General features: G+C 42.5%; 9 protein-coding genes. 3 read left to right on the top strand and 6 right to left on the bottom strand.

Translation table 11 applies throughout. The features are described from left to right. Positions 1-2 precede the first annotated feature (2 nt). From C900_RS02190 to C900_RS28020, 4 genes are all read right to left on the bottom strand, one after another. Positions 3-1187, bottom strand: a complete 1185-nt coding sequence (locus C900_RS02190) for a tetratricopeptide repeat protein (protein ID WP_009577919.1) — start codon at positions 1185-1187, stop codon at positions 3-5. A 26-nt stretch (positions 1188-1213) separates the two neighbouring features. Further along, positions 1214-3730 (bottom strand): DNA gyrase subunit A, encoded by a 2517-nt coding sequence (gyrA, locus tag C900_RS02185; protein WP_009577918.1) that lies wholly within the window; start codon positions 3728-3730, stop codon positions 1214-1216. Between the two features lie 217 nt (positions 3731-3947). Then, a complete protein-coding gene (locus C900_RS02180; protein ID WP_009577916.1) occupies positions 3948-5369 on the bottom strand; it encodes a hypothetical protein in 1422 nt (473 codons plus the stop codon). 266 nt (positions 5370-5635) lie between these two features. Next, positions 5636-7726, bottom strand: a complete 2091-nt coding sequence (locus tag C900_RS28020) for a substrate-binding domain-containing protein (protein ID WP_009577915.1) — start codon at positions 7724-7726, stop codon at positions 5636-5638. 270 nt (positions 7727-7996) lie between these two features. Here C900_RS28020 and C900_RS28015 point away from each other — a divergent pair, with 270 nt between their 5' ends. Further along, the gene (locus C900_RS28015; protein WP_009577913.1) at positions 7997-9916 is read left to right on the top strand and encodes a T9SS type A sorting domain-containing protein; all 1920 of its coding nucleotides are present in this window, start codon (positions 7997-7999) and stop codon (positions 9914-9916) included. Positions 9917-10037: 121 nt separating this feature from the next. On the opposite strand, the gene C900_RS02165 is transcribed toward C900_RS28015, so the two are convergent. Continuing rightward, entirely contained in the window at positions 10038-11021 is a 984-nt protein-coding gene (locus C900_RS02165) for a GlxA family transcriptional regulator (RefSeq protein WP_009577912.1), read from the bottom strand. Between the two features lie 174 nt (positions 11022-11195). On the opposite strand from C900_RS02165, the gene C900_RS02160 reads away from it, so the two are divergent. After that, positions 11196-11447 (top strand): hypothetical protein, encoded by a 252-nt coding sequence (locus C900_RS02160; protein WP_009577911.1) that lies wholly within the window; start codon positions 11196-11198, stop codon positions 11445-11447. 3 nt (positions 11448-11450) lie between these two features. On the opposite strand, the gene C900_RS02155 is transcribed toward C900_RS02160, so the two are convergent. Further along, entirely contained in the window at positions 11451-12428 is a 978-nt protein-coding gene (locus tag C900_RS02155; protein ID WP_009577910.1) for a YihY/virulence factor BrkB family protein, read from the bottom strand. A 116-nt stretch (positions 12429-12544) separates the two neighbouring features. Here C900_RS02155 and C900_RS28010 point away from each other — a divergent pair, with 116 nt between their 5' ends. Beyond that, a complete protein-coding gene (locus C900_RS28010; RefSeq protein WP_051052754.1) occupies positions 12545-13708 on the top strand; it encodes a PrsW family intramembrane metalloprotease in 1164 nt (387 codons plus the stop codon). The last annotated feature ends 22 nt before the right edge of the window (positions 13709-13730 follow it).

Below are 13730 nucleotides of genomic sequence, written 5' to 3'. Positions count from 1 at the left end.
TATCAGCCTTCGTCATCCAGAGCTTCAAGCTTTTCAGTTACCTCCAGCGCCTTTTCATTCATTTTGAGTTGGCTATAGCTGTACTGTAGCGACTCCAGGGCTGTTCTGTTCTGAGGCTCAAGCTCCAATATCTTTTCCCAATAAGGCAGGGCGGCCTTCAATTTTTCATTTATCTCGACCTGCATGTCCTTCGCCTTTTTCAAGTCAGCGGCTGTTATACCCAGGTTGTTCTTTTTCTTAATAAGCTCAACAGCCTCGTTATAGTTAATAACGGCAAGGTTAAACGTAGCATTGAAGTTTTTAGGATCCAGGTCAACAGCTTTTTTATATGCTTCTTTAGCCTCGCCCTTATTACCCAATTCCTCTTGCATTACACCTAATGTAAAGTACAAATTAGAATTATCCGGTTCCTTGGCAATAGCCGCCTCAAGCTCATTCTTAGCCTCATCAACCTTATCTAACTGAATGAGTGCATTGATCTCAGCTTTTGCAAAATCCAGGTTTTCAGGAAATTGCTTCTTGGCCTGACGTATCAGTCCCAGTGCTTTCTCCGGATTTTCATTGACTGTACCTTCGATATATATCAGCGAATTGTAAATATCCGGGCTATGGTAATCGAGGTCATTGATCAGTTTGTAATAATTCTCCGCAGCAGTTTTGAAATCTTTACCCGACTGAGCAGCAAGACCTGCATAAATGAAGCCTGTAGTATCTTCAGGCATTACGTACTGCGTTTTAGTAAAGAATTTCACTGCGTCATTTGTCTTTTGAGCCTGATAATTCTCTACCCCTTTGTTGAGGTAGTGTCCCCAAAGGGTCTGCAACTGCTGGCTCTTCAAAAGAGGTAGGCCATTAGCATCTGAAATATAATAATCACTGTTTCCTTTATTTAATTCATCTGCTTTTGCAAAAGACTCCATGGCAATTTTTAATGGGTCTTGAGCCAGGTTTTGATACTGAGGATTTGTTGTGGTATCCAATGAAGCATAGATCAAACCTCTGTAGTACCAGGTTTTGCCATCATCTTTGGTTTTTTCATGCTCTATGGCGGCATCGATTATCTCCTTGGCCTCTCCCAGATTTCCCTCACTTCTGGCCTTTTCAGCCTGATTAATTTTAGGCTTCTTCTGCCCGAAAGAATATCCGGCTATAGCACAAGCAGCCAGTAATAAAATGATTCGTTTCATAATCTATTGTTCTGTTTAATATAAAGTTATGCTTTTTCTTCGTTATCAGGAGCTTCCTCTGATGGGTTTTGTAGATTCTCCTCCTCATCTTCAGTTTCTATTTTCTCTATTTTCTCCACCGATGATATCTCGTCATTTTCATTAAGCCTGATCAGCTTAACACCTTGTGTGGCTCTACCCATCACCCGCAAGCCACTCACCGCCAGCCTGATAGTAATACCAGACCTGTTGATGATCATCAGATCGTCAGAGTCTACTACCTCCTTAATTGCAACAAGCTTGCCAGTTTTTTCCGTAACATTGATGGTTTTCACCCCTTTACCACCTCTTTTCGTGATCCTATAGTCCTCGACAAGAGAGCGCTTTCCGTACCCCTTTTCAGACACTACCAGCAGGTTAGATTCCTCTCTGCTGATACAAACCATACCCACTACACGATCATCTGCACTTTCCAGTGTCACGCCACGAACTCCTGAAGCCGTTCTACCCATAGGGCGTACGTCAGATTCATGAAAATGTATGGCCTTACCGTTTCGTTTGGCTATTACAATATGGTTATCGCCATTGGTCAATTTGACATCCAGCAACCGGTCGCCATCTCTCACAGTAATGGCATTAATGCCGTTCTGACGCGGCCTCGAGTATGCTTTAAGTGACGTTTTTTTAATGGTACCATTTTCAGTACACATCATTACAAAATTATTATCAACATACTTCTCATCGGTCAGGCTCTCCACGTTGATCACGGCACGTACTTTATCACCCGGCTCAATGTTGATCAGGTTCTGAATAGCCCTTCCTTTAGAGGTTTTGCTACCTTCCGGTATACCGTATACTTTTTTCCAGAATACTTTTCCGAATGCTGTAAATATCAACAAATAATTATGCGCCCTAGCAATAAACAGGTGCTCTGTGAAGTCATCATCTTTGGTACTCACTCCTCTGGAACCTACACCTCCCCTGCTTTGCGTTCTATACTCTACCAGAGGTGACCTTTTGATGTATCCCTGATGTGAAATGGTGATCACCATCTCATCGTTGGGGATCATATCCTCGACAGAAAGGTCGTCTGCGCTGTGTACAATTTCAGTTCTTCTTTCATCGCCATAGCGTTCTTTCAACTGCAACAGCTCATCTTTAATGATATTCATCCTTCTGTCTTCATTTGCAAGGATGTCTTTTAAGTCTGTGATCAAAGCCTGTACTTCTTCATATTCCTTCTGGATCTTATCTCTTTCAAGTCCTGTCAGCCTCTGAAGTCTCATTTCCAGGATGGCCTTGGCTTGGATCTCCGAAAGTTCAAACTTTTTGATCAGCCCATCTTTCGCCTCATCCGGATCTTTTGATTTTCTGATCAGGTCTATCACCTCATCAAGATTATCCAGCGCTATCAGATAACCTTCCAGGATGTGGGCCCTCTTTTCTGCCTCATCCAGCTCAAATTCCGTCCTCTTTATCACCACCTCGTGGCGATGATCAACATAGTGTTTGATCTGATCCTTAAGGTTAAGGGTCTGTGGTCTGCCTTTTACCAGGGCTATGTTGTTGACCCCAAAAGAAGACTGGAGTTGAGTATATTTATATAAATGATTAAGTACAATATTAGGAATTGCATCCTTTTTCAGATCATATACAATCCTCAATCCATTTCGGTCAGATTCATCTCTGATATCCGAAATACCATCAATTTTCTTTTCATTAACAAGAGCAGCCGTCTTTTCGATCATGCTGGCTTTGTTCACCATGTAGGGGATCTCCGTCACGATGATCTGCTCTCTGCCGGTGCTGGTGGTATCAAACTCAGCTTTTGCCCGCATTACAATCCGTCCGCGGCCTGTTTCAAAACCATCTTTCACTCCACTGTAGCCATAAATAATACCCCCTGTAGGAAAATCCGGGGCAGTGATGTGTTCCATTAGCTCGGCTACTGTTATTTCGTTGTTATCGATATAGGCAGCAATACCATCAACCACCTCAGAGAGATTATGAGGCGCCATATTAGTAGCCATACCTACTGCAATACCTGAAGCTCCGTTTAACAGCAGGTTTGGTAATTTACCAGGCAATACAGTTGGCTCTTTTAAGGAATCGTCAAAGTTAGGCTGAAAATCAACAGTATTTTTGTTGATATCCGTAAGCATTTCTTCTGCTATCCGCTTCAATCTGGCTTCTGTATACCTCATGGCAGCCGGGGAGTCTCCGTCTATCGATCCAAAGTTACCCTGACCGTCAACCAGAGGGTATCGTAACGACCATGGTTGCGCCATACGTACCATAGTATCGTATACTGCGATGTCTCCATGTGGGTGGTACTTACCCAACACTTCCCCTACTATCCTTGCCGACTTCTTATAAGGTTTGTTATAGTTTACTCCAAGTTCGAGCATTCCATAAAGGATCCGTCTGTGTACAGGCTTTAATCCGTCACGCACATCCGGCAGTGCCCGGGAAATAATAACCGACATAGAATAATCTATGTAGGCTCCACGCATTTCATCCTCTATATTAATAGGAATGATATTCTCATTTGCTCCTTCAGCCATTATTTAGTGTTAAAATCCAATGTTTAAAAACCATGGCGAATTTAAGGAATTCAATTAGCAATTAACAACGAAATTAAACAATTATTGGGTAAGTCAAGGCCCGCTGGCGGCTGGTCGCTGGCCGTTGGTTGCTGGTGGCCCGTTGCTGGATGCTGGTTGCCTGCTGTAGGCTCAAAGCTTGCAGCTATCAAAATCCACCAGAAATGTGGTTTGTTCCCTAATAACCTGTGTATGAGCATTGTGGGCTGTGTACTGATGACATCAATGATCTCAATATTTCGGTTATGTTGATCACCTCCAGACTAAGTGGGTGCCAGGGTGATTTTTGTTCAATCTCTGCCAGCTTGCGTAGGGAGTCATCATCATACCCGGGAAGGTCTCTTTTTATGAATGAGAAGAGCGCCTGCATTCTATCCGTGGCGTGCGGTTTGCCATTGAACAGCTTTCGCAGGGATTCTGACCTGTAATAAAACCAATCGGGGTCATGAAGTTGGTAGATACATATCAATTCAAGCATTTTAAACAATACATTCTCCATTTGGCCTTCCTGTATTTGTGGCGTTTTGATATTGGCCAGCTTAATAACTTCTTTAAAATCCTGGTTTTGGTAATGATACCATACCAGATAGAGGTGTCTCCTGGCCTGGCCCCGAATCTGTACTCCGGGAAGCACAAGCTTTTGCATCGCCTCTAAAATATTGGCTTGAGCGCCCATATTGCTACATCGCGCTGCTATCAAATATTGCTGCTCATATATCACCGCCAGCCAATAATCAAGGTGTCCAAGCAGGGCTTTGGCATGGGTAAGATACTTTTTGGCTTCATCATAATTGCCCAGACATATGCATGCCTTTGACAGCTCCAGGCACACCAGGCCTTGTATGGAATCTTCGGGCTGATGAACATCCATGAACAGTTGGTCAACAAGAGTCTTCAGTAAATGGTAAGCATCCTTAAATGCGCACTTATAAAACAAATTATTGATGGTAACTAAGCTGGAGATGATCCTATTCTCACTTCCGGGGTCTCGTTGCTTAATGAACTCCATAAGCCGCTCTCGCAACTGGGTATCGCACTCAAATGTTTCCGCAACAGACTCCACCAGGTATTGTTTTATGTACTCATTCTTCCTGAAATTATCCCGGATCTCTGTGAGGTACCCCGGCCGTATGGTATCAGACCGGTGAGCCAGGGGAAAACATTTGTGTTTGAGGTTAACGGCTTCAAAATAGAGATCCGGTAGCTGATGGCTTTGAGAGACTGTTATAGTTTCATCCAATACCTGTTCAGCCTGGTCCTCCATACCTCTATCCAGCAAAATTTTCACACAATACAATTTTTTGTGACATTCCATTTCCCCCGCTAGATGTTCATTGTCTTTTTTGATCTGATGAAACGAGAGCAGGAAGTCATAAAGATTTTCCTTCAGGCGTTTACACAGTTGGTGGTAACTTTGCCTTGAAAAACGCTGAACCTTAACAAACCGCTTCAGATCGGAGTGCTTCTTACTTCGAAGTGCAGCGTCAAATAATAGCCTCTTTTTGTTTTCGCTGCCTTTCTTTTCTGCCAGAAACAGTTGCCGGAAAGATTGGACCTCTCTGTTTGTGAGATTCTTGACTATGTTAAATATGGCTTTCACCCAGGAAAAATTTGCATTCGAAAATCCGCTATAAGCCGTCTATAGATTTTCAGTGGGCAACCCACTATCTGCACTTTTCTCCATGCTCAATTACTACATGTTGTGCCGTTATGATTTATAACTCAATATAGGTAGTCTCCATCCAAAATGGAATAGAAAATGAATGATTTTTGTCATCATTTTCTAAAACAAATAACGGATATTAAATAGTAATTTACCAGGGGAAATTTACCCATATTTCGATTGCCAGAGAAAGAGGAGCCCACTCATGCTGCCAGAGAAATACATACCCTGGTGCCTTCGTTTATTTTACTATCAATTTTTATCGAGCCTCCCAGAGAATCCACCTGTGACTTAACAAGATACAACCCAATGCCCCTTCCTTTGACATGAAAATGGAAGCGTTTATAAAGTTGAAATACAGATGGCAAACTTGCCTGATCTATACCAAGGCCGTTGTCCGAAACACACAAGTTTACCTGATCATCAGATATTTGTGTTGTGATCGAAACTTCTGGCCGTCTGTCATGGTGCCGGAATTTTATAGCGTTGGTGATCAAATTAAAGAGGATACTCTGAATATAGGGCCGAATTGAGAAAATGGTTTTAACCTTTAAATCTATATTAATGATCACTTGATGGTGGCTGATCTCAGATTGCAGGTTGCCGACAATGTGATGGATTTCCGCCTCAATATCTACTTCCGTAAGTGGCTCCATAGAAAAAGTTCGTATATCGAGAATGGTATTCAGGTCATCAAATATCAGGCGCAATTCCTGGCTCGCAGATGTTAGCTCATCAATGATAAACTGAATTTCTTCCGGCTTTGCCTGCTTATTTTGAATCAACTGGCCCAGCCCCATAATACGTGCAACCGGGGCGCGCAGGTTATGGGCTGTCAGGAATGCATACTCCTCTAATTGCTGCACATATTGAACGAGCTCTGCAGTGCGCTTCTGCACCTGCTGCTCCAGTCGCTCATTCTGGTGCAGTATTTCATCTCTTTGCTGTTCTATAATTTGCTTAACGTCCTCAAGTTTCCGGTTCTGCAGGGCAATTGCATCTCGCTGGGCGCTGATCTCCTCCTGTTGTTGGGTAAGCTCTTCATTATAATTCCGTAGTTTTTCGTTGGAATGATTTAACTCATCATTCTGATCTTCAATGAGCTTTTTCTGCTTGTTAAGAAGTTTATTATCCTTCTGCTTGTGATAAATCGTAAAGGTGAGACCAGCCACAGATAACAGGAAGAATGTGAGAATGATAACGAAGATATTTTGTTGACTCTCCTTTCTCTGCACTTCCAGTGCGTTCTCCTTTTCCAGCAATGAAAGTCTGATTTTATTTCGTTCCTGCTCAAAGGCCTCTCCTAAATTGTTGACTACCTCAGAAAGTGACGCATGTCCGTCTCTCAGTACCGTTTCTTTATAATTACTCCTGTCGACAATCATAGGCTCCAGTAAAATTGCTTCTACGGAAATGGTATCTAAGTCAAATTTCATCCGTCCTTTTAGTGTCTCTCCGTGGTATAATTTTAGGGTCATCTCCGCAGCCATATCGGCCAATGGTTTAATGGGCTTATAAACCGTCATGGACTGAGTGCCTGAAATGATACTGCGAATACTGTTCAGGTCAGCGTCCTGCCCTGATAATTGGACTTTTCCGGTATACTCACTGGGCAATGCCTGTATTACTCCGCTGGCAATCGCATCATTAGCCGCTAAAATTACATCCGGATTTGGCTTTTCAGAGGCGTAATAGTGGGTCATAATCTCGAAAGCATCCAGTTGACTCCAGTTTTTGAGTATTACATCATCAACCACTTTGATATTTCCGTTTTGAATATGTGGCTCTAACACCTGAAGCTGCCCCTTTCGAAAAAGAATGGCATTATTGTCTGAAATAGGACCATTAAGCAGGAAATAATTTCCTTCAGGCACCTTCGACACCATATATTCGGCCTGAAGACGCCCTACTTTTTCGTTATCATATGAAATGTAAATGGCAATGTCGTTGCTAAAGATAAGCCTGTCGTATGAGATGACCGGGATCTTCGAGTTTTTAGCAAGGTCGACAATTTTAGCAGCCTTTATGGCGTCCAGTGGCACCACAACCAGTACATCGATTCCTTCCCGTATTAATTTCTCTGCCTGCTCTAACTGCTCCTCGGGAGTATAGGCAATCTGTACGCTGCAAGTCATGCCAAGTTCCGTTGCACGGTCGGTAAACAGTTTCTGGTCCATATACCAGCGCGAGCTGACATAGCTCCCCAATAGCAACCCTACTTTCTGGGCATATGCTGAAACACTCAAAATATTGAGGCTAATGGCAATGAGCAGCTTCAGAAATAACGGTTTCATGAGTATTAGCCAACCTGATAAGTGTGTGTACCTCTCTATACAATTTAGTGATTTTCTGCTTTTTAAACAAAAAAGACTTCACCACTGCCACTAAGGTGAAAATTGCACATAAATCTGTCAATTACCATTGACCAGCGACCAGCAACAGAAACCATACGGTGTAAGTTTTGTCGCAGTATAGACTTGTACCAGCCTGCCAATAGTTGTAACTTGAAGTAGTTAATAGTATGCATGCATACCAAACTTTCAGCCACCTAAACCTATCCTATTATGAAACCCTATATTTATATTTTCCTACCCTTATACTATCTAATGATCTATAGTGTATCTGCCCAGTTTGACTATCCCGAAATTGAAGATTATGGACCGGCCAAAGAGTTCCTTCTTGGCTATCCTGATCAAAGCGAGGGTATACAATTTATTCCCATTGGCATTGATCTTTGGGAAGGTGATGAGGTTAACACCATATATTTTGGACAAATACCCGAAAATGCTGCCAACAAACCGGTGATTGTGTTTGTGCACGGTTATGCCACTAATGCCCAGGTATGGCTTAAAGGCGATGACAATATGTATTGGGATGTTTATCGCGATGGCTACCGGTCGGCATATGTTTCTTTAACTCCAAACCGCCATATGTGGACCAACGGACATATGCTTGCCCGTATGATCGACCGGATCACTGGTTACTATGGAGTTGAGCAGGTAGTGTTGGTTGGCTGGAGCAAGGGTGGTATAGATATAGACGCAGCACTTGTTCATGCAGGAGCCAATTCAAAGGTTTCTCAGGTTTTTACGCTCAATGCGCCACATTACGGCACCGGCATTGCAGAACTCGCCAATAGCATATTGCTTAGCTTGGTAAATATCATCTTCATGCAGAATAATGATGCTACCCTATGCCTGCAAAGAGGATATATGAATTACTTTCGCTCCCTAACGGATAACCATGTAAACAATACCGTGAGTTATACCACCTTAGGTGCCTGGGGTAATGGTCCTCTTAACCGGTTGGCCATACCGCAGGGATATCTTTACCTGGCAGGTGGTAGCAAAGCCTCCGGTGGAAATGATGGTGTGGTGCCATATTCGAGTAGTAGAAGACCAGGAGGAAATGAACTCTACGGAGGGCAACGTAAAGCATATTTCCTGGGCATCCCCTACTATACTGGTCCTGATGAAACAAACCTGGATCATTATGAGCTCACCCGGGGTGGACTTGTATGGCCACATATCAAAGCCAATCTTTCTCCGACTATTTCAGGAACACAAATCACTCCGGAGGGTTACAATCCTAATTCTATCGTTAACAGCAGGCTTCAAATAGTGCAGAACAATAAGTTCTATATTGAAGAGGAGGCCGGAAAAGTTGCAATTTTCATGGCTAAGGCCGAAAATACAGAGGAGATGATCGTTAAAAATGCCGAAGGTAAAGCAATAGTGTTCAGGTCTTCATCCATTGCAAATCGTGGGGATGGACGACATATTATCTATGAATATGAGGGTCTAAGCAGTGGAGAGTACACCTTTAAAACAAAGCGGGAAAATAATGCTATCGTTTTAACAGAGGGAGGCATGCAACTGCAACTCCGCACCGGTCTGAGCCACGATAAATTGGTCTATACTGCAGGTGAAGCAATACCACTTACTATAAAAATTCAGTCTGCCAATGGAGAATCTATCAATAAAGCACAAGTAACCGGAACAATGATACGTTCAACAGATCTGCAACTGAATAAAACTAATGACGCACCGCACATCATTAGCTTTGAAAATACCGGTAATGAATTTAGGGCAGAAGTCATTGAAAATTTACCTCCTGGTATCTATAATATTCTAGTTAATGCGCAGGGTGCGAATTTTCGCAAGCACGTCATCACCAGCATAGCCGTAGCAGGTGGTTCGGGTCATTCTATAAGTGAGGGTAATCAGGAGTCATCTTTGGATGCCGCATATCCCAATCCTTTCCGGCAAAGCATAAACATTGATCTAACTGTGACCGGTAAAGGAGCTAAACTGGTAATATATAACATCTTTGGACAACAAGTTAAAGCCTTTGACCTTACTGGCAGATCAGGAAGAATCCGTTTGCTGTGGGATGCAGCAGCAGAAAATACTGAAAAGGGTATGTATATTTTACAGCTTACTGACGGTAGAAAGAAGATCACGCAAAAGGCAATCATGCGATAGCGGTATTTTTTTGAGCTGTCTCAAAAGGGGCTACCAATTAGTGCTTGTAGGAAAAACCCTTGTCATCATGGCTCCCATGCGGTCCAGGGTCTTTACGAGCACTAATTAGTGGCCCTTCTCCCTACGCAAACGCTGCTTCCCGATTATATTTATTTTTATATTCGACAGGTGATAGATTGGTGATCTTCTTAAAAACAGTTCTAAAGGCCTTGGTATCGGTATAACCGACATCGTACATCACCTCGTTGATATTTTTCCTGCTGGTTTCAAAGCTTTTCTTTGCAGCTTCTATTTTCACCCGTTGTATATACTCCGTTACAGTATTGCAAGTAGCTTTTTTAAATCTTCTTTCAAGACTTCTTCTGCCAAGCGCCAGCATGTCTGCCAATTCATTGACAGTGATCTTTTCCTGGAAATTATCCTCTATATAATCCTGGGCCTTTTTTATCAGGTCATCTTCATGTGAACGCTGGCCCTGAAACATAATAAAAGGCGACTGGCTTTCTCTATCAATATCGATCATGAATGTTTTGGAAGTCAAAATGGCAATTTCACGGCCGGCAAATTTTTCAATAAGATATAGAATCAGATTGGGGTAAGAATATGCACCGCCACTGGTGTAGATCCCCTGCTCTTCGGTCATAATCTTATCATCTACCAGGTGCACCTGCGGAAACATATTTCTAAACTCGTTGGCAAACATCCAATGTGTGGCGCATTGTTTACCATCGAGTAAGCCTGTAGACGCAAGAAAGAAAGCGCCAACACATAAGCTCACCACTTCACATCCTGACTTATACTGCTCAACAATCCAGGGAATAAACTCATAATTATCGGCTACCGCTGCCTGGGGGTCGCCATGCACGGCTGGTATTATGATCATATCTGTTTTCCTGACTTCTCCAATAAGCCGGTCGGGTTTTACCGTATACAGCCCGGGCACCAGTGTGGTTTCGCGGGAGATACCCACCAGTTGAATATCAAAAATGGGAGCCTTTCCCTTTTTAAGTAATAAATCATTTACGCTGGCCAACAACTGATGTGTGCCTTCAATATTTACCACGCTTGTATGTCCACGAGGTATAATAATGGATATGTGCTTCATAATTTTCGCATTTCAGTTACAACTTAGTCAGATCAATATTCGTTTGTTTTATTAAACGTAAAGTTACCGCATGGCGATGTCGCGATCAACCCCGTAGTTTGCCGTATTTACCCCTGTAGAATTACAATATCGACAACTACTTTTGACCTATTATTCACTGAAAAAGGATAAACGATGGTAGAAGTTTTTAAAACAAATGTCACGAAACGGCATCATGCAGACCTTTTATTAGACGAAATACATGCAATTTGTACTGATTATCAGGCTAATTTTGATTTGGATGACTGCGACCACATACTCAGAGTGGTATGTTGTGAAGGCCCGGTTAAGGTCTCATTTGTAGCTGCTCTATTGCAAAAGCATGGTTTTGAAGCGGAGGTTTTATGCGATGAACCGGTATCTTTTGGCACCTGGTATAGCAAATAATCACTACATGTTGTCATCGTATTCAAACCGGTCATTCATAGCCTCCTCCGGATGATCATCCTGGTGTGAATAGAAAGGTGACTTTGGCCGTGTTGCCGGCTTACTTTTCTTAGCTCTCTGATATTCCAGTTCTGAGTTGATCTCTGCGCCCAGCAAGATCACGAAGCCGGTCAGGTAGAACCATAACATGAGAATTATTACGGCTGCCACTGATCCGTAGGTCTCGTCATAGCTACCAAAATTATTTACATAAAAAGAAAATCCCCAGGAACCAAGCATCCATAAAATAGTGGCCGTAATGCCTCCATAACTCCACCACATTATCCTGCCATTGCGCTGGTATGGTGCGTACCTATAGATCAGGCCCAGGCTTATTAATATGGCAAGCGCTAAAATCACCCATCTACCCCATGATATCACTATTTCCACTGTTTCAGGTAAGCCTATTTTTCCTACGAGCGCAGGAAACGCCACTACAAGGCTCATGGAAATGAAGCCTAAGATCATACCTCCAACAGTGAACAGCAGGGTGAGACCGTTCTCCTGAAAAAAATTGCGTTCATTTTTTTTATTAAAAGCAATGTTTACTCCTTCAAAGAGCGCTTTAGTGCCTTTATTGGAACTCCAGAGGCTCAAAATGATGCTTAAGGCTACGCCCCATCCGAGTGTTTGTCCGGAAGTTGCGGCAATATCGCTCATTCTCTCGGTAAGCATTTTATGCGTCTCAGCAGGTAGTACCTGCGTCCATTGAGCCATCTGCTGCTGTACCTCTGCGGGGTCATTGATCAATCCATAAATGGAAATCACAGAAGCAGCCGCGGGGAAGAGTGACAGAAAAAAATAAAAGGCCACGCCAGCCGAAATAATACCGATATGATCCCTGTCTAACTGGCTTTTGGCTCCTTTTAGAACCTCTTTCCAATAAGAAGAGGCGGATCTATCATTATGGTCTGACTCAAATTGCACAGCTTCTTTGGTCATAAAATTCCACTTGATGTTTAATATGAAACAATAAAGGAGCCGGGAATGTTGACTGCTTTCAATGCATGGTTTGGAAAACGACAACCGGAACTGAAATAATTTTCCTATATTTCCTCATGCAATTTCTGATCCTCAACTTTTTTTACCTCGCGTTAATTTTATTGATCGTCAAAAAGTGGATATACCGGATAAAGAACGCTGATGACATACGGAATGTAATATTATCGCGTGATGCTGCCTTATTGCTAATCCTACTGATCATTGGTTTCGGGCCGGTTTATCTATTGAACAACGACTATATACCGGTGAGTCAAACTATTAGCAGGGAACTACAGTTGATCTTAAGCATTGCTATGGCGCTGCTTATTTCGGGAATATGGCTGATGTATGTACGGAAGATAGATATTTATGAAAGCGAGAAATGGAAGTATGTTATCACTGTATTTGTGCTTGGGGCGGTGTCTACAGAGCTAGCGCTTATGGGCTACAAAACGCTGACAGCAATTGGCATCGATCTTAACGGACAAATAATAAACGACCTGATTTATTGTATTTTTGCTATCGGAGGGTTGGAAGAAACCGTAAAGATCATACCCTTTCTTTTGTTGCTGAAATTTACCAGGGCCATAGATGAGCCCTATGATTATATACTTTACCCCAGTATATCAGCCCTTGGATTCGCCTTTGTTGAGAACATATATTATATTGATAGTAGCAGCCTGTACAACATTGGAGGCAGAGCCCTGTATTCAACTGTTGCACATATGGCCTTTTCTTCTATTATTGGATATGGAATGTTACTCGGCAAATACCGCAACATGGATACCCGACAAGTAAAGGCTTTCTTTGTGTTTTTTGGTCTTGCTATGCTGGCACATGGATTTTACGACTTCTGGATCATCAATTATTTCGTAAGCAGTTTGTCGTTCTTAACTACATTGTTCTTTCTTATTACCATCCATATCTGGTTCATCCTAAAGAACAACGCCATCAATATTTCCACCTTTTATGACCCGAAAGTAATGCTGGACAACGATCGACTGAAGTGGTATTTGGTGATTTCCCTTTCGTCAATACTGATGCTTGGATATGTAATAGTCTCTATCGTACACGGTTTATCTTCGGGAAACGAATATCTTACCAAAGCCTGGCTGGCATATGGCTATCTCGTGCTATACCTGACGCTGAGCTTTAGCCGGTACAGGATAATAAAAGGACATATTGGGAAGCTTACTGTGCCGATGGATTTCTTTATTCCCAAGCCTGTGCGGAAAGAGTAAATGTAGGGTTGAATTTCAGGGA

It is taken from the genome of Fulvivirga imtechensis AK7 (assembly GCF_000331535.1).
GTDB lineage: Bacteria > Bacteroidota > Bacteroidia > Cytophagales > Cyclobacteriaceae > Fulvivirga > Fulvivirga imtechensis.
Note: the sequence above shows the minus strand (reverse complement) of the source record. Positions and strands in the feature narration are given on the sequence as shown.

Bases quoted from the DNA above. Each gene is read 5' to 3' on its own strand.
- C900_RS02155 (WP_009577910.1), bottom strand. From the start codon at position 12,428: ATGACCAAAGAAGCTGTGCAATTTGAGTCAGACCATAATGATAGATCC.
- C900_RS02165 (WP_009577912.1), bottom strand. From the start codon at position 11,021: ATGAAGCACATATCCATTATTATACCTCGTGGACATACAAGCGTGGTA.
- C900_RS02190 (WP_009577919.1), bottom strand. From the start codon at position 1,187: ATGAAACGAATCATTTTATTACTGGCTGCTTGTGCTATAGCCGGATAT.
- C900_RS28020 (WP_009577915.1), bottom strand. From the start codon at position 7,726: ATGAAACCGTTATTTCTGAAGCTGCTCATTGCCATTAGCCTCAATATT.
- C900_RS02160 (WP_009577911.1), top strand. From the start codon at position 11,196: ATGGTAGAAGTTTTTAAAACAAATGTCACGAAACGGCATCATGCAGAC.
- C900_RS28010 (WP_051052754.1), top strand. From the start codon at position 12,545: ATGCAATTTCTGATCCTCAACTTTTTTTACCTCGCGTTAATTTTATTG.
- gyrA (WP_009577918.1), bottom strand. From the start codon at position 3,730: ATGGCTGAAGGAGCAAATGAGAATATCATTCCTATTAATATAGAGGAT.
- C900_RS28015 (WP_009577913.1), top strand. From the start codon at position 7,997: ATGAAACCCTATATTTATATTTTCCTACCCTTATACTATCTAATGATC.